This window comes from Candidatus Saganbacteria bacterium, from assembly GCA_016223245.1.
Lineage (GTDB): Bacteria > Margulisbacteria > WOR-1 > XYC2-FULL-46-14 > XYC2-FULL-37-10 > JACRPL01.
The window spans coordinates 64,793-85,824 of the sequence record JACRPL010000009.1; the positions used below are offsets into that span (position 1 = coordinate 64,793).

A 21,032-nucleotide genomic window follows, 5' to 3' on the forward strand; every position below is an offset into this window, starting at 1 on the left:
CAATGGCAAATGAAGGAAAGATAGTACAAATAATCGGACCGGTTTTGGATGTGCAGTTCCCTCCAGGCAAAGTCCCAAATATCAGATCGACCCTAAGAACGGAAAATCCTGAAGTATTATCGGAAGTTTCAATGCAGCTTGAAGGCGGAATAGTCCGTGCTGTCGCGTTCCAATCGACCGATGGATTAAAGCGCGGAGCGAAAGTAATAGATCTTGAGCGAGTAGTATCCGTTCCGGTCGGAAACATTACATTGGGCCGCATGTTCAATGTTTTGGGCGAGCCGATCGACAATGGCGCGCCGATCGAGAACCCGAATTTAGCCCCGATCAGGCGTGATCCTCCTCCTCTTGAAAAAATTATCTCTCGCCGGGAGATATTTGAGACGGGTATTAAAGTTATCGATCTTTTGGCTCCATATTCCAAAGGTGGAAAAACCGGGTTGTTTGGCGGCGCCGGGGTTGGAAAAACAGTTATCATCATGGAACTAATACACAACATGGCAAAACAGCACCAAGGTATTTCAGTATTCGGAGGTGTCGGTGAAAGGACTAGAGAGGGGAACGATCTTTATCTTGAAATGAAAGAATCAGGAGTTTTAGGAAGCACGGCGCTCGTGTTCGGCCAGATGTGTGAACTTCCGGGCGCTCGTATGATCGCGGGGCTTTCGGCCTTAACCCTTGCGGAATATTTCAGGGACAAAGAGAATAAGGATGTCCTTTTCTTTGTCGATAATATTTTCCGATTCGTTCAAGCAGGATCGGAAGTATCCACACTTTTGGGCCGTCTTCCATCGGCCGTAGGTTATCAGCCAACGCTTCAAGCGGAGATCGGACGCTTCGAAGAAAGAATAGTTTCAACAGTGAACGGGTCAATTACATCGGTCCAAGCGGTCTATGTTCCGGCGGACGATATTACAGATCCAGCGGCGGCCGCGACATTCGCGCATCTTGATGCAACAACGGTATTGTCCCGCAAGATCGTAGAAATTGGTATTTATCCGGCGGTTGATCCTCTAGCTTCAACTTCGAGAATTCTTGATCCTGATGTAATAGGCGATGAGCATTACAAAGTAGCATTGAGAACACAGGAAGTATTGCAGAGATATAAAGAGCTTGAAGATATTATAGCGATCCTTGGTATTTCAGAGCTTCCCGAAGAAGACCAGTTAATAGTCCAGCGCGCTCGTAAGATCCAGCGATTTTTATCTCAGCCGTTCTCTGTTGCCGAAAGGTTTACAGGGATTCCCGGGAAATTTGTAAAGATCGCGGATACTGTCAAAGGGTTTAAAGAAATACTTGAGGGTAAGCATGATAATTTACCTGAACAAGCTTTCTACATGGTTGGAACGATAGAAGATGTAATTGAAAAGGCAAAGACATTTAAAGCATGAGCCAATTTGAGCTAAAAGTATGGAGCCTTGAGAAAGAATTGTTCGGGGGACAGGTTAAAAGCTTGAAGTGTAAAGCGATCGATGGATGGGTTGAGATAGAGCCAAAACATGTGCCATACATCAATGAGCTTCAAGAGGGCAAGATCGAATTAATATTGCCTGACGGAACTATAAAACATTTTGATTCGCCGTCGGGGTTTGTAAAAGTCGATCGCGAAGCCGTGCACGTTTTTATTAATCCGAAACAGTAGCTCTCTTTATCTGCTCAACGCCGTTAGAGTTTACTTTAACATGATCAAAGTCTCTTCTTTTTCTTAGAAGCTCGTATTGCCTAAGGTTTTCTTTCTTATAGTGGACGAAATCATAATCCTTGACATCATATTTTGTCGCAAGTAAATGGGCAAATAACTCTTCCGCTCTTAAGTTTGTCCTTCCTTCGATCTTTTGTCTTTTGACTTTGAATTTATCTTTTTTAAGGGCTTCTTCCGTTAAGTCAAAAGTATTTCCTTGGCATATATGGAATTCGGTTTCTTTTTTGTTTGCGTTGAATTTTCTTCCACCTTCGTGGACGATCTTTGCGACCTCTTGTTTTACGCTTTTTGTCCGTCTTATTTTATCTTTTATCGCGAAAATCTTTAGGGATACTTCCCTGTAATAATCGTTCAATCCATCGGTTACAAGGATTATCATCCCGCCATATAAAGAACCGGCCCCAGAATCATCGACTTCCAGTACTTTTGGCGCCGGTTTTCTTTTGAAAAATATTGAAAAAAAATTGAACATGTAGATATTATATCATTTAAGTAAATAGTGTATCAGGATATCAGTGGGAAGATTATCAGATGATCAGGGCAACAGGCCCGAAACCTGATCCTAATCCCAATCCTGATCCTCTGTTGTCCCGATAACTTTTATTAATACTTCCAAATCAATACCGCTTATGGTAAGATTTTTTATAGGAGAAAATATGTTAAGCCAAGAAAAAATCAAAGAAATAGCCGAAACAATTAAAATAAAAGCTAATCCAAATAAGATATATCTTTTTGGAAGTTATGCATTGGGCAAAGCCACCAATTCAAGCGATCTTGATATCCTTGTCATCGATGATTCAAATCGAGATAAAAAAGCTTTGGCCTTAGAGATCAGCAAATCCCTTTTCCCAAGGGATTTTGGCCTTGATCTACTGGTAACTTCATCAAAAGGATTAAAGGCAAAAAGCGGGCTGAATTTTTGGCGGGAAATAACCATTAAAAGCAAAAAACTTTATGAACGAAATTGATATAAAAGAATGGCTTGTACTTGCTTCCCATGATGCCGACACTGCAGATCTATTGATCAAAGAAAAGGGCCATGCCGATATTATTATTTATTTTGCGGTTTACAATAAATTTTGCCGTATCAGCAAAATTGTTCATAAGCTTATTTAACTGCCCCAATTTAACATCGTGGCAGGCAAACAACTCGATCATGCAGCTTTTCGTGTATTCACAAGGGAAAAACATGGGAGTGTACGAATTATAGATTCCGCCCGCCGATCTGCCGCAATTACCCGATTCTTGATTACTTCGAGAGACCTGCTTTTATAAATGGCTGCGGGTATAAAATTGATCAGCTAAAAACTTAGATCATTCAATAATGTTCGGCCTAAGCTCTTCAGCCTGGTCGGAAAAAAAGTGTTTTAATTCTTCAATAGTTATCTGCTTGATCATTTTGGGCAAAGCTACGATCCTTTTGACCTTTGCGAGTTCTCCGCCCAGAAATAGGCTGCTTATTTTGACCGCAAATTTTTTCTCAGCGTCTTTACGGATATTCTCCAATTTCGATGTTTTTAAGATAAAATAAAGGTCGACGAAATCTTTGGGATCAAACCTGTCCAAAAGCGCCATTAACTTGTTGGCCGATATATCGCGCAAGCTGTCGATCTTTATACCGTCTTTTATTTCTGGCTTATTGAATTGCGCAAAAGGGTATCGACTGAATTCTACCTTAAGCTCTTCGCTTCCCATCTTGAAAAAAAAGAGATTTCTATCATACAATCGCTCAAATCGGACGGAAGCGGCTCCGATAGCAGTTTTCATTTTTTTCGCGAATCCGTGGAGGGATATCTTGTCCGGCTCGTCTGACGTGAAAAAATCCAGGTCATCTGACAACCGATGGTTTAAATAATAGGCAGACAGCGCAGTTCCTCCGCTTAAATAAAAATTGGCCAAGTTCTGTTCCCGGCTTACGGCATCGATGAATTTATTTTGGGAAGGGGTTAAAATGGCTTGTTCCATAAAAGAAGCTCCAGAAAATCCCTGCGGTTATCGGGTATTTTTAGTTTTGTGAAATATTTCTTTAGAAGATCGCCGTTTATTTTCTCGCCTTCATTTGGCCCGAAGTTTATGATCCTCTCCAGTTGCCAAACAGGATCAGCTTTCGCCTGATTATCATATTCTTTTTTCGCATAATCCCAAGTCATGTAACAATATTATCATGCGGTCAAGAAAAATACAATTTAACATAAATCGAGAGATCGGATCAATTACTGGACAGTTTCGTTGCAAGCTGGTAACATAATTCCCATGTTAATTATCTGGATCCAATTCATAATATGCGCGCTTGTTATTTTGTATGCGGGAGCAAATCTTTCCCGCTACGACGACCTGTTCTATAAACAGGGCCCTATATTGGCAAATGTTTCCCAAAACCATGTTTTTACAGCTCTTTTGGCTATTGTTTTGACCAGTATTGCAGTGGTGGGTCTTATATTCCGTTCGGAAAAAAAATTATTCTGGAGGATTTCATGGGATTCTATAGCTATAATTCTGACTTATTTTATTAGCATTTATATTCTTTACCGGCTTGATGGGATTATCACAAAATAATACAACCTCGCCAATAATCCTCATTTTTGCAAGTAATATTTGAAATTTCACTCGCAACGGTTTATAATTAACAAATATTATAATGAAACCTTTAGAGAAGCTATCATTTTTTGAAAAAATCAAAAGGACCTTTATCGGAGAAGCCAGAAATCCCATCGACCAAGCAACTATGCACAATATCTCATTGGTCGCTTTTTTTGCCTGGGTAGGGCTTGGAGCGGACGGATTGTCATCTTCCTGTTACGGCCCTGAAGAAATATTTTTAGCTTTAGGGTCGCATCATTATTTGGGTCTGATCGTTGCTTTGGCGTCTGCCGCTACAATTATTATAATCAGCGCGAGCTATTCCCAAATAATCGAGCTTTTCCCAAATGGCGGCGGCGCGTATTTTGTCGCAAGCAAGCTTTTGTCGCCAAAAATTGGGATGATCGCCGGAAGCGCTTTGCTTATCGACTATATTCTAACAATTACAATATCTGTCGCTAGCGGAGCCGATGCGTTTTTTAGCTTTTTACCGCCAAACTTTATCATCTTTAAGCTTGGTTTTGCAGTCTTAATTTTACTTGTCCTAATTATCTTGAATTTAAGGGGAGTCAAAGAATCTGTTGCCATATTAATGCCAATATTCTTGACTTTTGTCGTAACGCACGCGCTGGTCATTATTTACGCTTTAACAACGCATCTTTCGAATTTTTCGCAAGTTGTCTCCTCAACAAGATCCGATATTGGAAGTTCTGTCTCCGAGCTTGGGATATTCGGCGTGCTTTTCCTTCTTATGCGGGCATACAGTATGGGAGCAGGTACTTATACCGGTATTGAAGCCGTAAGCAACGGCCTTCCGATCCTTCGCGAACCACGAGTAAAGACCGGGAAAGCCACAATGCGATATATGTATATTTCCTTGTCGGCGATCGTATTGGGACTAATGTTTGCTTACACTTTATATCGGGTAGAACCCCAATTCGGCAAGACATTGAACGCCGTATTATTTGAAAAAGTAACGACCGGATTTGGACTTCCCGGCGTGGTATTTGTCCTATTAGCTTTAATTTCCGAAGCCGCCATACTTTTTGTTGCGGCGCAAACAGGTTTCTTGGACGGGCCGAGAGTTATAGCAAATATGGCGGCAGACAGGTGGGTTCCTAAAAGATTCGCTCTTCTTTCGGATAGGCTTGTCACGATGAACGGTGTTTTGATCTTGGGTGTCGCGTCAACTTTGGTTTTAGTCTTGACCCGAGGATCGGTCCGTTTCCTCGTTGTTTTATACAGTATTAATGTGTTCATAACTTTCTGCTTGTCACAAGCCGGAATGGTCAGGCATTGGTGGGAAGAAAAGTCAAATGGCGGCCAGTGGTTATCAAAAATAATGATAAATGGGATCGGATTGATGTTAACTACCTTTATATTGGTCATGATGATCGTAATGAAATTTGACGAAGGCGGATGGATCACTCTTGCAATAACAGGGACGCTGATCGTATTTATGATTATTGTCAAGAGGATATATGTAATGACCGATAAACAAGTCAGGCAATTGGATAGCATTGTAAATTTAGTGGAATCGACCCAGCTCATACCTCAAATAACACCATGCAGCGATACGGTTTGTAAATATGACCCGAATGACAGGACAGCCGTAATTCTCGTAAAAGACTTTACAGGTGTAGGCATCAAAACAATTTTCAGTATTTTTAGGTCTTTCGGCAATACGTTCAAGAATTTTATTTTTGTCCAGGTGGGCTTGATAGATGCCGGAGCTTTTAGCAGCCATGAAGATATGGAGAAGGTCAAAAATAAAGTTGAAAAAGAAGTCCATCGATATATCGATCTCATGAAAAAGTACGGGTACCACGCGGAAGGTTTTGGCTTGTTTGGAACGGATACGGTGGAAGAAATATCGAACGTATCGGCTCAAATATTAAAGCGATATCCAAATGCGACGTTCTTTGGCGGGCAGATCGTGTTCCCTAACAATGCATTTGTTTCAAAGATCCTGCACAATTACACCCTGTTTTCCATGCAGGAACGCCTTTATAAAGATGGCGTTCCTCTTTTCATCCTTCCAATTGAATTGACAGCGCAAGTAAGGGACTGATGAAAGCATTTCTCGCCTTAGAAGATGGAGCAGTTTTAACCGGCCAATCTTTTGGATACTGCGGCGCAGCCTCTGGAGAAGTCGTTTTCAACACAAGTTTGTCGGGCTACCAAGAGATATTGACTGATCCATCATACAAAGGCCAGATCGTCACCATGACTTATCCTCTTATCGGTAATTACGGTACAAACGACGCGGATATCGAATCAATTACCCCTCAAGTAGAAGCTTTTATTGTCCGTGAAAATTCAAAGATCGCTTCAAATTTCCGAAGCAAACTTAAACTCGATGAATATCTTCAAAAAAATAAAATTGTCGCGATCGAGGGGATCGATACTCGAATGGTCACGCGCAAATTAAGAATTAAGGGAGCCCTAAAAGGCTATATATCGACCACTGAATCGGATCCCGCAATACTTGTAGATAAAGCCAAGAAAAGTAAGGGAGTAGAGGGTGTCGATTTAGTAAAAGTCGTTACTTGCAAGAAGCCTTATCTCTGGAATGACTCGAAATATGCAGTTCTGCCCTCACCCTCATTCCCTCTCCCTGAGGGAGAGGGACGTCCCGAGCGACAGTCGAGGGACAGGGTGAGGGGGAGAGAAAAATATAACGTTGTAGCTTTTGATTATGGAGCCAAATTTAATATTTTCAACAGTCTTGTAAATGTGGGATGCAAAGTTACAGTGCTTCCTGCCACTGTAACCGCTGAAGAAGCACTATCTTGCAATCCCGATGGAATATTTTTATCTAACGGTCCTGCAGATCCTGCTGCAGTTACATATGCGATCGCTACTATTAAAAAACTAATTGGCAAGAAACCGATCTTTGGAATATGCCTTGGCCACCAGCTTTTGGGATTAGCTTTAGGCGGGAAGACCTACAAATTAAAATTCGGACATCATGGCGGCAACCAGCCAGTCATCGATCTCAAAACTCGTAAAGTTGCGATCACTGCCCAGAATCACGGATTTGCAGTTGATATCGATTCGATTCCTAAAGGACAAGTTGAACTAACTCATATTAATTTGAACGATAATACGGTTGAGGGGATGAGACACCTTAAGCTTCCAATTTTTTCGGTCCAATATCATCCTGAAGCGGCTCCCGGGCCGCACGACGCTAGTTACCTTTTTGATGAGTTTGTGGAGATGATGGAAGCCCAAAAGATCAGCAGAATATGAAAACAAAATACTTATCGAAATTAATTGGCGCAAGCGAATCAACCGGCATTGAATGGAAGCAATCGCTGTCAGAGATAAATGAAATTATACAAACGGCGGTGGCTTTTGCGAATACCGATGGTGGTCGAATATTTGTTGGGATATCCCCTGAAGGCAAGGTGCTTGGCGTTCAAACAGGTAAAGGCACTATAGAAAAATTAGTCAATCAGATCGCCCAAAATACCGACCCAAAACTCCATCCCAAAGTAAGCGTCAGGAAAATATGCGGAAGGGAAACAATCATTCTTGAGATAAAAGAATCCCGCGACCATTTGGTTTTGGCGTTTGGCCGGCCTTATAAACGCGTGGGAAAATCATCAATAAGGATAAGCAAGGACGAATATGAACGAACAATTATTGATAAGAATAAAGATCAAATTCGTTTTGACAGCCAGGTTTGCAAAGGCGCGGCACTAAAAAATATCGACCGAAATTTGATCAGGGAATTCATTGTTAAAGGGAAAACCGAGCGTGGATTGGATTTAAGCGAGAGAATGTCGGTTAAGGAAGTTTTGACGAAACTCAAGCTTTTAAAAAAGAGTAAGCTTACTAATTCCGCTATTCTCTTATTTGACTCCCCGCATAATTTTTATCCGCAATGCGAATTGAAATGCCTACGGTTCAAGGGGTTGGATGCAACAGAAGACATGTTGGATTTTAAAACGATTTTTGGAAGTATTATCAGCCAAATGCAGGAAGCGGAAAAGTTCATTTTTAATCATATCACTCTTTCTGCCTGGATCGAATCGGGGAAGTTGGAACGACAGGAGAAATGGGAATATCCGCCAAAAGCTATTCGTGAGGCTTTGGCTAATGCGATCGCACACAGGGATTATTTGTCCACAGCTAATGTCCAGGTTAGAATTTTTGATGACAGGATCGAATTCTGGAATCCGGGGAGATTGCCGGAAGGTTGGACGACAGAAACTTTGACGAGGAAGCATAAATCTCTGCCGCAAAATCCGCTGATTGCCAAGCAATTTTTTTGGATTAAGTATGTTGAAGAAGTTGGTTCGGGTACGAATAAAATAGTACGATGGTGCCGCGAGTGGGGTTTGCCGGATCCGGTTTTCGAGTATACGGGATCAAGCATCGTTGTGACGCTAAAAAAAGCCAAAAAACCAATTGGAGAAAAGAGTCGGAAAACTAGGGAGAAAACTAGGGAGAAAACTAGGGAGAAAATACTGCGACTGATAAAGAATGATCCAGCGATAACGACTCTGGCGATTGCCGAAGAATCGAAGCTGACGATTAAAGGGGTAGAATGGAATATTAATAAAATGAAGAAAGAAGGGCTTATTAAGCGCGTTGGCCCGGATAAGGGCGGACATTGGGAAATTATATAATTTGGAAACCGCGACGTCCATTCCCCGTAGCAGTGCTACTGCGAAGGATGAATTTAGTCACAGGTTTCCCGAGAGGATAAAAAGTTGCCAAAGCGTAATGATATAAAAAAAATAATGATAATCGGTGCGGGGCCGATAATAATCGGCCAAGCATGCGAGTTTGATTACTCGGGCTCTCAAGCTTGCAAAGCCCTAAAAGAAGAAGGCTATGAAGTAATACTTATTAATTCGAACCCTGCAACTATCATGACCGATCCGGATACCGCCGACAGAACATATATTGAGCCAATTACCGTTGAAATGTGCTGTAAGATAATTGAAAAAGAAAGACCGGATGCTATCCTTCCAACAATTGGCGGGCAAACTGCTCTAAATACGGCGATAGGCGTTGCAGAAACCGGAATTCTGGAAAAATATAAAATTGAAATGATCGGCGCCGATGTAGAAGCGATCAAGAAAGCCGAAGACCGCGAACTATTTAAAAAAGCTATGCAAGACGCGGGCCTCGATCTTCCAAAAAGTTCATTTGCAAAAACTATGACGGAAGCTATGAAAGCTGTCGTTGAAGTCGGACTTCCGGTTATTATCCGAGCAAGCTTTACGCTTGGCGGAACAGGGTCTCATGTAGCCCGCACAATGGATGAATTCACAGCGGCGGCAAAGCGCGGCCTTGACCTTTCTCCAATATCCGAAATTTTAGTTGAAGAAGACCTAACCGGCTGGAAAGAATACGAACTCGAAGTCATGCGCGACAAAAAAGACAATGTCGTTATAATTTGTTCGATCGAAAATATCGATGCAATGGGCGTTCACACAGGAGATTCTATAACTGTTGCTCCTCAACAAACATTAACAGATGTCGAATACCAAAAAATGCGAGACCAGAGCCTAGCCGCGATCCGTGCCATCGGAGTTGAAACCGGCGGAAGCAATGTGCAGTTTGCCGTAAATCCCGTAAATGGCCGCATGGTAATAATTGAGATGAATCCTCGTGTATCAAGGTCGTCAGCCTTAGCATCAAAAGCTACGGGATTTCCTATCGCAAAAATTGCAGCAAAATTGGCCGTTGGATATTCTTTAGATGAAATAAGAAATGATATTACAAAAGTAACTCCCGCGTCGTTTGAACCGACGATCGATTATTGCGTGGTCAAGATCCCGCGATTTACATTCGAAAAATTCCCCGATGCAGAAGCTGTTCTTGGGACTTCAATGAAATCAGTCGGCGAAACAATGGCTATCGGCAGAACATTTAAAGAAGCTCTCCAAAAAGGCCTTCGATCGCTGGAAATTGGCCGCGCAGGCTTTGGCGCCGACGGCAAAGATCCAATAAACGAAGCCTTGCTTATCGAAAAGCTAACAAAGCCAAATGATATAAGAATATTTTATGTGAAGCATGCCATTCAAAAAGGCATGACGATCGAAGAATTACATAAGCTTACGCATTACGATCCATGGTTCCTTCAGAATATGAAAGAAATTGTCGAAGAAGAGGCGACGATAAAGGGTCAAGGGGCAGGGGTCATGGAAGACAAAGATGCCATTTACCGCGCGAAACAATTCGGGTTCTCCGATAGACAGCTCGCGCATCTGGTTGGTTCAAATGAGATCACTGTCCGAGAAAAAAGGCAAAAGCTTGGTGTGAATGCCGTCTTCAAATTAGTCGATACATGCGCCGCGGAATTTGAAGCATATACTCCATATTATTATTCAACGTATGAAACCGAGAACGAAGTAAAGCGTTCAAAAAAGAAAAAAATAATGATCCTAGGCGGCGGCCCTAACAGGATAGGGCAGGGGATCGAATTTGATTATTGTTGCGTCCATGCGAGCTTTGCACTCCGTGAAGTCGGGATTGAATCGATCATGGTCAATTCAAATCCTGAAACGGTATCGACCGACTACGATACATCCGATAGATTGTATTTTGAACCGTTAACGCGTGAAGATGTATTAAATATTATCGATAACGAAAAACCAAACGGCGTCATAGTACAGTTTGGAGGACAAACGCCGCTTAATCTTGCACAAACCCTAAAGAAAGCAGGCGTTAAAATAATCGGCACCTCCCCTGAATCGATAGACAAAGCCGAAGACCGCAAACGATTTGCCAAGATGCTTAGAAAATTAAAATTGAACCAAACGGAGAACGGAACAGCTCTTTCAAAAGAGGAAGCCAAAAAGATCGCCAAAAAGATCGGCTACCCTGTATTAGTTAGGCCTTCTTATGTTTTGGGCGGACGCGCAATGCGATTGGTTTTTGACGAAACCGAGCTTGAGGATTTTATGACGAACGCGGTTTCTGTTTCATCCGACCATCCCGTATTGATCGATAAATTCTTGGAAGACGCGATCGAAGTCGATGTTGACGCGGTATCCGACGGGAAAGATACGATCGTCTGTGGAATAATGGAACATATCGAAGAGGCGGGGATCCACTCGGGAGATTCAGCCTGCGTCATTCCCCCATTCTCACTTTCAACAGAAGTCATACAAACTATAAAAGAAAATACATATGCCATGGCCAAAGAATTAAAAGTCATAGGCCTTATGAATGTCCAATTCGCGGTTAAAAATGACAAAGTATTTGTTCTGGAAGTAAATCCTCGCGCATCGCGAACCGTTCCATATGTTTCAAAAGCGACAGGAATTCCATGGGCCAAAGTCGCAACAAAAGCGATGGTTGGTAAATCATTAAAGTCACAAGGCGTTATAGAAGTTGAGATCAAACATATCGCTGTTAAAGAGGCTGTTCTTCCTTTTAATCGATTTCCTGGAGTTGATGCGGTATTGGGTCCCGAGATGAAATCAACGGGCGAGGTTATGGGAATAGACGATGACTTTGGCGCGGCATTCATGAAGAGCCAGATCGCGGCGGGACAAAATCTAAAACTTGAAGGAACCGTATTTGTTTCGGTCAACAATAAAGACAAAAGAAATATTGTTTATGTCGTTAAAAGGCTTGTAGATCTTGGATATTCGATCGTCGCAACTGTCGGTACAGCGAAAGTATTAAAGAAGAACGGGATCAAAGTCCGCGAAGTTGAAAAGCTAAGCGAAGGGCATCCTGGCATTTTGGATTTTATTAATAAGAACCAGATCTCGCTTATTATTAATACTCCCGGCGGCAGGCAAACAAGAATAGATGAAGCAAAGATCAGGTCAGCTGTTGTCATGCAGGGGATTCCGCTTATTACAACGCTATCCGGCGCGCAAGCGTCGATCAACGGTATAGAAGCTGCAAAAAAGAGAGGTTTTGAAGTTAAAGCCCTGCAGGATTACCACACAAAAACTGCTTGACAAGATATGCTTGCTATGGTATTATTTCTATAGGTCGAAGTTAATGGTAAATGTACATACAAGTTACATTGAGAACACAAGGATCTGCACCTACGTTGCGAGTTCCCTCAATTTTAGGGTCTCTTTCCCCATTAATAGCAGAAAAAAAATTCTAGGAGAAACACACACATGAAAAGTTTATTTGTAGGTAATTTGCCTTGGTCCGTTACAGACGCCGATCTTTCAGCGAAATTTTCTGAATTCGGGAATGTAATCTCAGCCAGGGTCGTAACCGATAAGTTTTCTGGCAAATCACGCGGATTTGGATTTGTTGACATGGAAGATGCGGACGCAGAAAAGGCTATAGCAGGGATGTCCGGCTATAAGTGGAATGACCGCGAAGTTACAGTCAACGAAGCAAGACCAAAGACAGAAGGCGGCCCAAGACGCGAAGGTGGACCAAGACGCGATAGCGGAAGCGGCGGACGACGCGATTTTAATCGTTTCTAAGTCTTAATTTAGTCTAAATAAGAGTCCCGATCGCGAATAGCGCATCGGGACTTTTTGTTTGCAATAACGAGCAGGCCTATAAGCCGGATTCTGTTCCTCCTACGCCGAGGCTTCGGAGGAGATGACCATCTGTCTTGCCTTTGCATTGCTGCAAAGATCTTTGCGGTCTACTCGAGATCATAACGCGCGGGCAGCGCTTTCTCTATTTGACCTTGCTCCAGGTGGGGTTTAGCACGTGACCGTCTCCGGTCAAACCGTCGTGAGCTCTTACCTCGCGTTTTCACCTTTGCCACTAAAGCTTTAGGCTCTAGTTCGGCCGTGTATTTTCTGTGCCACTTTCCTTCGAGTTTCCTCGAGTTGCCGTTAGCAACCACCCTTGCCCTAGGAGTCCGGACTTTCCTCCCTGAGCGACGCCGCTTGCGGCGGAGTCGAACGGGCAATCATCCAGCCTGCTCATATATTATTATACCAGATTTATATTGAAAAATGCTGATTTATTTAGAAAACAAGGGCGAATCTTTCTTGTCATGCGCGTCAATCCCGATATTGGACAATAGATCCGCTTCTTTATTTTTCTCGCGAGCTATATGGACGGCTTTAAAATGTTTTAATTTTCCGGCTAATCCCAATATTTGTGAGTGTAGAGGCTGGAGGCCTTCATTTTTGACCTTATATTCCCCTCGGATCTGCTTTATCAATAGTTCCGAATCGGCATAAAGTTCGATATCGGATGCGCCGAGGATCAAGGCCTCTGTTATTCCTCTTAAACAGGCAGTATATTCGGCAATATTATTTGTAGAATGCCCGATATAATCGGCGATCTCGGATACGATCCTTCCGTTTTTTTTTATTACGATCCCGATCCCTGCAGGCCCCGGATTCCCCCGAGACGCACCGTCCGTAAATATTTGAACTTTCATGATATGCATTATCGCATAAAATCAATCGGCTTGCCTTGTCATTTGTGGCTGATTATGTTAATATTTTTTTTGCCTCACCAATGATAAAAAAAGATGAGGAAAAAGAAAGGAAGCGCAAAAATGTTTAGACCTGCTTTGAGCCTCAAAAGTTTCTTGATGTCCTTGGCCCTCTTATTCTCGGGTCTTGCCGGAATGTCATTCGCAGGGGAGACCGATCTTATCGTCCCAAATTTGAGCTTGGTCAAATTCTTGGGCGTCGACGGGCATTCACTGCTTTTATGGGGCATGCTTGTTTGCGTCTTCGGATTTATTTTCGGATTGGTGCAATTTATTGAGATATCCAGGATGAAAGTCCATAGGCTTATGAAGGAAGTCTCCGAGCTTATTTTTGAAACTTGTAAGACATATCTTTTTGAACAAGGCAAATTCATAGTAACACTCGAAATACTTATCGGTTTTGTCATAATCGCATACTTTGGGGGCCTTCGGCACTTTGTAGCTACAAAAGTGCTTGTCATCCTTTTATCAAGCATTCTAGGCATTGCCGGCAGTTATTTTGTCGCGTGGTTCGGCATGAGAATAAACACGATGGCCAATTCCGCTTGCGCTTTCGCGAGTTTAGAAGGCGAACCTTATCCTGTTTACGAGATCCCCGTCAAAGCCGGGATGAGCATAGGAATGCTTCTTGTTAGCATTGAGTTGTTCATGATGCTTGGCATATTGCTTTTTATCGATCCAAGCTACGCGGGATCGTGTTTCATCGGTTTTGCCATAGGTGAATCGCTTGGAGCTACTGTGCTTAGGATCGCGGGGGGTATTTTTACAAAGATAGCGGATATCGGCTCCGATCTAATGAAGATCGCTTTCAAATTAAAAGAAGATGATCCCCGCAACCCCGGTGTTATTGCCGACTGCGTCGGAGACAATGCCGGAGATTCCGTAGGGCCAACGGCCGACGGATTTGAAACATACGGCGTAACAGGCGTTGCTCTTATTACATTTATTTTGATCGCCATCAAAGACCCTGCATTCCAGGTCCAGCTTTTGGTCTGGATCTTCTCGATGAGGGTCATTATGATAGCCGCGAGCGCCATATCCTACTGGATGAACGGTTTCTTGGCGGCAAGGCGTTACGGGCTTGCAAAAGAAATGAATTACGAAGCGCCTCTTTCTTCGCTTGTTTGGATCACATCCATTATCTCTATCATTATGACATTCTTATTCTCTTATCTTCTTATCCCTGAACTCGGCGGCGGGGCACTTTGGTGGAAACTGGCAAGCATTATCACATGCGGAACGATTGCGGGGGCCATTATTCCCGAGCTTGTCAAATTCTTTACTTCTACCGAATCTTCTTTTGTGAACAATATTTTGCAGTTCTCCAAGAAGGGCGGAGCATCCCTTAACATACTTTCAGGATTAACAGCCGGGAACTTTAGCGCGTACTGGATGGGGATGGTATTTATGTTCCTCATGGGAATCGCTTATCTTTTCAGCTTGATGGGTTTAGGTTCTCTTATGATCAATCCCGCTATTTTCGCTTTTGGCCTGGTTGCTTTCGGGTTTCTCGGTATGGGACCGGTCACTATTGCTGTTGATTCGTACGGGCCAATAGCCGACAACGCGCAATCGATCTATGAGCTTTCTCTTATCGAAAAACATCACAATGTTAAGGACGAGATCTTCAAAGATTTCGGTTTTGTCCCGGATTTTGAAAAAGCGAAGCATCATCTCGAATCAAATGACGGGGCGGGAAATACATTTAAAGCTACGGCAAAACCAGTTCTTATAGGCACTGCTGTCGTTGGCGCTACAACAATGATCTTTTCGATAATTATGATTTTGACCCATGGCTTGACTTTGAATATCGATAAACTTTCGATCATATATCCTCCATTTTTCTTGGGATTGCTTGCTGGCGGCGCAGTCATTTATTGGTTCACGGGAGCATCGATCCATGCGGTAACTGCAGGAGCCTATCAAGCAGTCGCTTTCATTAAAGACAACATCAAGCTTGCCGAAGAGCATGGGAATAAGGCGTCGCTTGAGGACAGTAAACGAGTGGTCGCAATATGCACGAAATTCGTACAAAAAGGCATGATAAACATTTTCCTTGTCATCTTGTTCTCGACTTTGGCGTTCGCATGCCTTAACTCTTTCTTATTTATAGGATATCTGGTTTCTATCGCTTTATTTGGCCTTTTCCAAGCCATCTTTATGGCGAATGCCGGCGGCGCTTGGGATAATGCCAAAAAATTGGTTGAAGTAAAATTTCGCCATATGAAGGGCACGGAGCTTCATGACGCGACAATTGTAGGTGATACTGTAGGCGATCCGTTCAAGGATACGTCATCGGTTGCGATTAACCCATTGATCAAATTCACGACATTGTTCGGGTTGCTCGCGATCGAAATTGCGATAGAATTGAGCCGTGCGACAAATCTGATATTGTCGACAATATTCTTAGTGATCTCATTCATATTTGTTTACAGGTCGTTTACAGATATGAAAATTGCGGATATCGACTAGTTATCGCGTAGGCACCCCTCTTAGGGGTGCAAAAGAAAGAACCGAGCCTAAGAGGCTCGGCTACGCGGAGTTATTTTAATGCCTTAATAAATTTCTCGTAGGGCAGGGTATTTAATATATCTTGTTTTTCCAGCCATCCGCGCCTTGCGACCAGTACACCGTACTTCATCAGATGGAGATGTCCTGTTCGATGCGAATCGGTTGAGATGATCATTTTAACTCCGAGCTTCTTTGCTCGCATGCACCAAATATCGGTTAGGTCCAGCCTGTTAGGATATGAATTTATCTCAACTGCAGTACCTGTTTTTTTACATGCTTTCAAAACTTCTTCCATATCGACATCGTATGGAGCCCTTTCTCCAATGAGCCGTCCAGATGGGTGGCCTAAAACTTTTACATATGGATTATTTACGGCTTTAATTATCCTTTCGGTTATTTTATCTTTTTGCATCTTGAAGTTCGAGTGCACAGAGGCAATGACAAAATCGAATTGTTTTAATATTTCGTCTTTGTAATCCATGGATCCATCAGGCTTAATATCGCATTCAACGCCTGCCAAAATATGGATCCCATGAATATGCTTTGCCGCATCTTTTATTTCTTTTATTTGGGCAAGGGCTTCGATTGAAGTTAATCCTCCCGCAACCCGAGTCGAGACCGAATGGTCTGTAATTGCAATATATTCATAACCTATTTTTTTCGCGGCTACAGCCATTTCTTCTATTGTGTTTGAACCATCGGATGTTTTCGTATGCATGTGCAGGTCTCCGCGGATATCTTTTAGTTCAATAAGTTTCGGAAGCTTTCCTTCCTTTGCCGTTTCGAATTCTCCTCGCATTTCGCGAAGTTCGGGCGGGATAAAATCAAAACCGAATTTTGTGAACATATCTTCTTCCGTTTCCCCGCCGATCTGTTTTCCTTTTTTGTCGAAGATGCCGTATTCATTGATTTTCCATCCTTTTTCTTGGGCAAGCTGTCTTATATGTATATTATGTCCTTTTGATCCTGTAAAATAATGCGCCGCCGCGCCAAAACTTTTTTTGGGCACAACTCTTAAGTCGGCTTGCATGCCATTTTTCATGATAACAGAAGATTTGGTTTCGCCGCGGGCGAGGACCCTATCCACAAGTGTTAGTTTTGTGAATTTGTCAATTATCTTTTCAGGTTTTTTTGAAATTACCAGTATGTCTATATCGCCTATAGTTTCCTGTCCGCGCCGAAGCGATCCGGCAACCATTATGTCATCTATTTCTTCAACATCTTTCAGTTCCTTTAACAGCGCTTCGGCATATTCGGTCGCTTCCGATATCAAAAATCTTCCGTGTGCTTTCTTTTTGAGCTCGATGCCTTTTTTAATGTTTTCTATCTTTTTTTCTTTGAATCCGGGGATGTCCTTTAATATCCCATTTTTTATCGCGGCTTCAAGCTGTGCGGGGGACGAAATCTTGAATTTTTTATGGAGCAGCATTGCGGTTTTGGGACCTAGCCCCGGTATCTCCAATAGTTTTATGAAATCCGGCGGGAATTCTTTCAGGAGCTCCTTGTATTTTGTGATCTTGCCGTGTTTTATCAGTTCTTCAATATGTTCGGCAATGGATTTTCCGACCCCGGGGATCTCTTCAAGGGCTTTTAATCCCCCCGAATCGTATAGATCGTTAATGTTTTTTGAAAGGCTTTCGATCGATTGCGCGGCTCTTTGGTATGCTTTTATTTTAAAAGGGTTTTTGCCTTTTAATTCAAGAAGTTCGGCGATCTGTGAAAATATTTTTGATATGCCCAAGTTTTCCATAAAGGTATTTTATCAGAAAAACAAGTGAAATTCCCGCGGGTAAATGAAAGGGCCTTTACCGTCTCATGATGAAGCCGTGAGAAAGATCTTTAGGCCGAGAAAAAACTCGATCGAGATAATGGTCGAGAATTAAGACGACAAAGCCATTGTATTGCCGATTATCAGCATATTTTTCTTCGATTCCCTGATTTTGGAAACACTACGCCTATTTGTTAATGAGCCACAAAAGTCTTGACAATTGTACTGCTATGGCGGTAAAATATGTCTTATAAGAAGGGATTACATGGGAAAACCAAAAGAAACGCATGAAATTACTGCTATGGCGGTAAGAAACGCCGGTGAAATCGGGGAAATTGTCAGGTTACACAGAGAAAAAGCCAATTTGACACAATTGGAACTGGCGGAACTATCGGGAGTAGGGAAAACAGTAATTTTTGATATTGAAAAAGGGAAAACAACCGTAAAAATTGCAACCTTATTAAAGGTTTTTAGATCTCTGAATATTTCTATGGCTTTGGGTGGTCCGATTTTGATGGATTTTAAATGAGAAAAGCAAATGTGTATTTTTTAGGGGTATTAGCCGGGATCCTTGAAGAAATTGAAAAGAACAAGCGCTATAAATTTGTTTATGAAAGCGGCCAGGCCAAAGATTCAATATCTTTGACCATGCCGGTAAAACAAAATGAATACATCTTCGAATGCTTTCCTCCGTTCTTTGACGGCCTGTTACCTGAAGGAATGATGCTTCAAGGGCTTATCCGAAGATTAAAGATAGATAGCAATGATCTTTTTGGGCAACTTATGGCAGTGGGCCACGATATGGTCGGCGCGGTGACGGTTGAGGAAAGAATATGAATCGATGCCCAATCACCTATGAAGAGTGCGGTCATGAAAAGTATTCAAAAAACGGGTTAAAGCTGTTGTCCCCGGGCCTTTTAGCTCTAAATGATTTTCCTTATTCCGCGAAAGAACAAATTGACGAGGCCGTCGCCAGAGCTGAAAAAATGTCCATCCAGGGGATCCAGCCAAAATTGAGCGTGAGGCTCAATATCAGGGAACAAATCTTTGAAGTAGTTGATGCCGGAGGCAATTACATCATCAAGCCGCAGCATGAACATTATGTTGATCTTCCCCAAAATGAAGACCTGACGATGAAACTCGCAAAAACCACAGGGATAGAAACTCCGCTTCATGGAATGGTTTATTCAAAAGACGGTTCTTTGTCATATTTCATTAAGAGATTCGACAGGCTGCCCAAAAATAGAAAAGTTCCGCTTGAAGATTTCGCGCAGTTGGCGGGCAAAAGCCGGCAGACAAAATACGATTGTTCAATGGAAAAAGTAGCGGAAATTATCGAATCTTATTGTACTTTTCCCGCAATTGAGAAAATTAAATTGTTCAAACTGGTGCTTTTTAACTATCTAGTCGGGAATGAAGATATGCACTTGAAGAATTATTCTTTGATCAGGATAGACGGCAGGATCCAATTATCGCCTGCGTATGACCTTATCAATACCACCATAGCGATAAAAGGGGCTACCGAAGAACTCGCGCTTACTCTCGCGGGCAAAAAAAAGAATATTAAAAGAGGGGATTTGTTTGAGTATTTCGCGCGGCAAAAACTGGAACTTAATGACAGCTCCATAACGGGGGTTGTGAACGATTTGCGCACAGGGATCGATAAATGGCCGCAAATAATCGGGAGCAGTTTTCTTTCTTCGGACTTTAGAGAGAAATACATCCGCTTGTTCAGAGAACGATCCGGAAAAATCTTTGCCGCCCCGGGGACAAAAGATATCGGATATTTCAGAGTTTAGCATGGGGATATTATACAGGAAGAAAGGCCGGCATTTCCATGAGAATATGATGACTAATAATGTTAGTCATATGACTAAATAAGTTAGTCGTTGTAATATATATGGCATCTTGTTATAATTAAAACATGCTTGAGCCGATATTGGGAAACATTGTTAAAGAAAAAATATTGCTGATATTGCTTACGCGGAGAGAAGCCCACGCTAGAGATATTTCTTCTGTGTGCAGCATGCATTTGCTGTCGGTCCAAAACCAATTAAAAAAGCTGGAAAGGGGAGGGGTCCTGTGTAGTTCTATGAAAGGGAGGACGAGATTATATGAATTTAATCCCCGTTATCCATTTATTGAAGAATTAAATAACTTATTAAAAAAAGCGCTGTTATTTATTCCAAAAGAAGAAAAGGAAAGATATTATTCTGCCAGGATGCGCCCAAGGCGAGCCGGAAAACCGATTTGAAGAAACGCCTAAATTACAAGACGATCCCAATTAAAAAACTGGCGATATTGATATCGTCCCAATTGAAGAAGAACGGGATCGAAGTGGTATTGACAGGCGGCGCCTGTGTCACGATATATACAACAAACGAATACCAATCCATGGATCTGGATTTTGTCGCGAACGGGATCGAATACCAGAAAAAAGCGATCAAAGCCTCGATGGAGGAAATAGGGTTTAAGTTAAATGCCCAGAATTATTTTGCAAGGAGCGATTGCCCGTTTTTTGTTGAATTTTTGCCGCCGCCATTGTCTATAGGCAAAGAGCCCGTAAAAGGGATAAAAACAATTAGATCCGGGACCGGAATATTATTTTTGTTAAGCCCGACTGAATGCGTAAAAGACCGGCTTGCCGGATTTTATTTTTGGGATGACATGCAGTCATTGGAACAGGCAAAAATGGTTTCTAAAAAGCACAAGATAAATTTCAATGAGTTGGCGCGCTGGTCGAAAATTGAAGGTAAAAAATCCAAATACGATATATTTCTGCGGTTTATTGGCAAGAAAGCAAAGAAAACCCTCTCTTAATTTCAGGATTTAACGCCGGAAGCTCGGCGATCTGCGAAAATATTTTTGATATGTCCGAGTTTTCCATAAATGTATTTTATCAGAAAATAAATAAAAATAAATAAGTTTTAGGCAATCTGGGGACATGGTGACCCCTCTCACAATTCTTTACCCCATTAATAGTATTTAAATATATATGGAAGTTGTCGTCAAGGATAATTGGAGGCAGAGTTAATAGGTCGACATCAACTTTTCCATGTTCTTCCGCA

Annotated in this window: 21 protein-coding genes and 1 other RNA gene; 16 read left to right on the forward strand and 6 right to left on the reverse strand. The window is 42.2% G+C overall.

The annotated features are described in order from the left end of the window. Window positions 1-2 precede the first annotated feature (2 nt). Together atpD and HZC34_04375 are read left to right on the forward strand one after the other, a co-directional pair. On the forward strand, window positions 3-1,391 hold the full coding sequence (gene atpD, locus HZC34_04370; protein ID MBI5701067.1) for a F0F1 ATP synthase subunit beta: 1,389 nt from the start codon (window positions 3-5) through the stop codon (window positions 1,389-1,391). Next, window positions 1,388-1,642, forward strand: coding sequence for a hypothetical protein (locus HZC34_04375; GenBank protein ID MBI5701068.1), 255 nt, complete (start codon window positions 1,388-1,390; stop codon window positions 1,640-1,642). Before atpD ends, HZC34_04375 begins: the two co-directional genes overlap by 4 nt. On the opposite strand, the gene HZC34_04380 is transcribed toward HZC34_04375, so the two are convergent. Continuing rightward, window positions 1,626-2,174, reverse strand: coding sequence for a hypothetical protein (locus HZC34_04380; GenBank protein MBI5701069.1), 549 nt, complete (start codon window positions 2,172-2,174; stop codon window positions 1,626-1,628). The two genes, HZC34_04375 and HZC34_04380, sit on opposite strands and share 17 nt — an antisense overlap. A 184-nt stretch (window positions 2,175-2,358) precedes the next feature. On the opposite strand from HZC34_04380, the gene HZC34_04385 reads away from it, so the two are divergent. Both HZC34_04385 and HZC34_04390 read left to right on the forward strand, forming a co-directional pair. Next, window positions 2,359-2,670 carry a nucleotidyltransferase domain-containing protein gene (locus tag HZC34_04385; protein ID MBI5701070.1) on the forward strand — a complete coding sequence of 104 codons (312 nt, stop codon included), beginning with the start codon at window positions 2,359-2,361 and terminating at the stop codon, window positions 2,668-2,670. Further along, complete coding sequence (locus tag HZC34_04390) at window positions 2,657-2,818, forward strand: hypothetical protein (protein MBI5701071.1); 162 nt, start codon at window positions 2,657-2,659, stop codon at window positions 2,816-2,818. Before HZC34_04385 ends, HZC34_04390 begins: the two co-directional genes overlap by 14 nt. Before the next feature lie 198 nt (window positions 2,819-3,016). Here the strand turns inward: HZC34_04390 and HZC34_04395 are convergent, their stop codons facing one another. Both HZC34_04395 and HZC34_04400 read right to left on the reverse strand, forming a co-directional pair. Then, window positions 3,017-3,667 (reverse strand): nucleotidyl transferase AbiEii/AbiGii toxin family protein, encoded by a 651-nt coding sequence (locus HZC34_04395; GenBank protein ID MBI5701072.1) that lies wholly within the window; start codon window positions 3,665-3,667, stop codon window positions 3,017-3,019. Further along, window positions 3,649-3,852, reverse strand: a complete 204-nt coding sequence (locus tag HZC34_04400; protein MBI5701073.1) for a hypothetical protein — start codon at window positions 3,850-3,852, stop codon at window positions 3,649-3,651. The genes HZC34_04395 and HZC34_04400 overlap by 19 nt, the downstream gene beginning before the upstream one ends. Window positions 3,853-3,955: 103 nt before the next feature. Here HZC34_04400 and HZC34_04405 point away from each other — a divergent pair, with 103 nt between their 5' ends. The 6 genes from HZC34_04405 to HZC34_04430 all read left to right on the forward strand — a co-directional run bounded on the left by HZC34_04405 (window position 3,956) and on the right by HZC34_04430 (window position 12,708). Continuing rightward, window positions 3,956-4,258, forward strand: coding sequence for a hypothetical protein (locus tag HZC34_04405; protein ID MBI5701074.1), 303 nt, complete (start codon window positions 3,956-3,958; stop codon window positions 4,256-4,258). A gap of 82 nt (window positions 4,259-4,340) precedes the next feature. After that, window positions 4,341-6,353, forward strand: coding sequence for an APC family permease (locus HZC34_04410; protein ID MBI5701075.1), 2,013 nt, complete (start codon window positions 4,341-4,343; stop codon window positions 6,351-6,353). Further along, a complete protein-coding gene (gene carA, locus HZC34_04415) occupies window positions 6,353-7,534 on the forward strand; it encodes a glutamine-hydrolyzing carbamoyl-phosphate synthase small subunit (protein ID MBI5701076.1) in 1,182 nt (393 codons plus the stop codon). Before HZC34_04410 ends, carA begins: the two co-directional genes overlap by 1 nt. Then, window positions 7,531-8,919, forward strand: coding sequence for a putative DNA binding domain-containing protein (locus HZC34_04420; protein MBI5701077.1), 1,389 nt, complete (start codon window positions 7,531-7,533; stop codon window positions 8,917-8,919). Before carA ends, HZC34_04420 begins: the two co-directional genes overlap by 4 nt. Before the next feature lie 84 nt (window positions 8,920-9,003). Continuing rightward, the gene (carB, locus tag HZC34_04425) at window positions 9,004-12,219 is read left to right on the forward strand and encodes a carbamoyl-phosphate synthase large subunit (protein ID MBI5701078.1); all 3,216 of its coding nucleotides are present in this window, start codon (window positions 9,004-9,006) and stop codon (window positions 12,217-12,219) included. A 168-nt stretch (window positions 12,220-12,387) separates the two neighbouring features. Beyond that, a complete protein-coding gene (locus HZC34_04430; protein ID MBI5701079.1) occupies window positions 12,388-12,708 on the forward strand; it encodes an RNA-binding protein in 321 nt (106 codons plus the stop codon). Between the two features lie 63 nt (window positions 12,709-12,771). Here HZC34_04430 and rnpB read toward each other — a convergent pair. Together rnpB and HZC34_04440 are read right to left on the reverse strand one after the other, a co-directional pair. Beyond that, window positions 12,772-13,164: RNase P RNA component class A (gene rnpB, locus HZC34_04435), an RNA gene on the reverse strand. Window positions 13,165-13,202: 38 nt separating this feature from the next. Further along, entirely contained in the window at window positions 13,203-13,631 is a 429-nt protein-coding gene (locus tag HZC34_04440) for a ribonuclease HI family protein (protein ID MBI5701080.1), read from the reverse strand. 153 nt (window positions 13,632-13,784) lie between these two features. On the opposite strand from HZC34_04440, the gene HZC34_04445 reads away from it, so the two are divergent. Further along, window positions 13,785-16,157 carry a sodium-translocating pyrophosphatase gene (locus HZC34_04445; protein MBI5701081.1) on the forward strand — a complete coding sequence of 791 codons (2,373 nt, stop codon included), beginning with the start codon at window positions 13,785-13,787 and terminating at the stop codon, window positions 16,155-16,157. 70 nt (window positions 16,158-16,227) lie between these two features. Here the strand turns inward: HZC34_04445 and polX are convergent, their stop codons facing one another. Continuing rightward, on the reverse strand, window positions 16,228-17,946 hold the full coding sequence (gene polX / locus HZC34_04450) for a DNA polymerase/3'-5' exonuclease PolX (protein MBI5701082.1): 1,719 nt from the start codon (window positions 17,944-17,946) through the stop codon (window positions 16,228-16,230). Window positions 17,947-18,265: 319 nt separating this feature from the next. Between polX and HZC34_04455 the strand changes: the two genes are divergently transcribed. From HZC34_04455 to HZC34_04475, 5 genes are all read left to right on the forward strand, one after another. Further along, complete coding sequence (locus HZC34_04455) at window positions 18,266-18,493, forward strand: helix-turn-helix transcriptional regulator (GenBank protein ID MBI5701083.1); 228 nt, start codon at window positions 18,266-18,268, stop codon at window positions 18,491-18,493. Continuing rightward, on the forward strand, window positions 18,490-18,801 hold the full coding sequence (locus HZC34_04460) for a HipA N-terminal domain-containing protein (protein MBI5701084.1): 312 nt from the start codon (window positions 18,490-18,492) through the stop codon (window positions 18,799-18,801). Before HZC34_04455 ends, HZC34_04460 begins: the two co-directional genes overlap by 4 nt. Next, window positions 18,798-19,763, forward strand: a complete 966-nt coding sequence (locus HZC34_04465; GenBank protein ID MBI5701085.1) for a HipA domain-containing protein — start codon at window positions 18,798-18,800, stop codon at window positions 19,761-19,763. The genes HZC34_04460 and HZC34_04465 overlap by 4 nt, the downstream gene beginning before the upstream one ends. 125 nt (window positions 19,764-19,888) lie before the next feature. Then, window positions 19,889-20,218 carry a hypothetical protein gene (locus HZC34_04470; protein ID MBI5701086.1) on the forward strand — a complete coding sequence of 110 codons (330 nt, stop codon included), beginning with the start codon at window positions 19,889-19,891 and terminating at the stop codon, window positions 20,216-20,218. Then, window positions 20,215-20,784 carry a hypothetical protein gene (locus HZC34_04475; GenBank protein ID MBI5701087.1) on the forward strand — a complete coding sequence of 190 codons (570 nt, stop codon included), beginning with the start codon at window positions 20,215-20,217 and terminating at the stop codon, window positions 20,782-20,784. The genes HZC34_04470 and HZC34_04475 overlap by 4 nt, the downstream gene beginning before the upstream one ends. Window positions 20,785-21,032 lie beyond the last annotated feature (248 nt).

Coding starts and splice junctions, on each gene's coding strand:
- HZC34_04455 (MBI5701083.1), top strand. CDS start 18,266: ATGGCGGTAAGAAACGCCGGTGAAATCGGGGAAATTGTCAGGTTACAC.
- atpD (MBI5701067.1), top strand. CDS start 3: ATGGCAAATGAAGGAAAGATAGTACAAATAATCGGACCGGTTTTGGAT.
- HZC34_04470 (MBI5701086.1), top strand. CDS start 19,889: ATGCTTGAGCCGATATTGGGAAACATTGTTAAAGAAAAAATATTGCTG.
- HZC34_04390 (MBI5701071.1), top strand. CDS start 2,657: ATGAACGAAATTGATATAAAAGAATGGCTTGTACTTGCTTCCCATGAT.
- HZC34_04445 (MBI5701081.1), top strand. CDS start 13,785: ATGTCCTTGGCCCTCTTATTCTCGGGTCTTGCCGGAATGTCATTCGCA.
- HZC34_04410 (MBI5701075.1), top strand. CDS start 4,341: ATGAAACCTTTAGAGAAGCTATCATTTTTTGAAAAAATCAAAAGGACC.
- HZC34_04405 (MBI5701074.1), top strand. CDS start 3,956: ATGTTAATTATCTGGATCCAATTCATAATATGCGCGCTTGTTATTTTG.
- HZC34_04380 (MBI5701069.1), bottom strand. CDS start 2,174: ATGTTCAATTTTTTTTCAATATTTTTCAAAAGAAAACCGGCGCCAAAA.
- HZC34_04395 (MBI5701072.1), bottom strand. CDS start 3,667: ATGGAACAAGCCATTTTAACCCCTTCCCAAAATAAATTCATCGATGCC.
- polX (MBI5701082.1), bottom strand. CDS start 17,946: ATGGAAAACTTGGGCATATCAAAAATATTTTCACAGATCGCCGAACTT.
- HZC34_04385 (MBI5701070.1), top strand. CDS start 2,359: ATGTTAAGCCAAGAAAAAATCAAAGAAATAGCCGAAACAATTAAAATA.
- HZC34_04430 (MBI5701079.1), top strand. CDS start 12,388: ATGAAAAGTTTATTTGTAGGTAATTTGCCTTGGTCCGTTACAGACGCC.
- HZC34_04400 (MBI5701073.1), bottom strand. CDS start 3,852: ATGACTTGGGATTATGCGAAAAAAGAATATGATAATCAGGCGAAAGCT.
- HZC34_04465 (MBI5701085.1), top strand. CDS start 18,798: ATGAATCGATGCCCAATCACCTATGAAGAGTGCGGTCATGAAAAGTAT.
- HZC34_04460 (MBI5701084.1), top strand. CDS start 18,490: ATGAGAAAAGCAAATGTGTATTTTTTAGGGGTATTAGCCGGGATCCTT.
- HZC34_04420 (MBI5701077.1), top strand. CDS start 7,531: ATGAAAACAAAATACTTATCGAAATTAATTGGCGCAAGCGAATCAACC.
- HZC34_04375 (MBI5701068.1), top strand. CDS start 1,388: ATGAGCCAATTTGAGCTAAAAGTATGGAGCCTTGAGAAAGAATTGTTC.
- carA (MBI5701076.1), top strand. CDS start 6,353: ATGAAAGCATTTCTCGCCTTAGAAGATGGAGCAGTTTTAACCGGCCAA.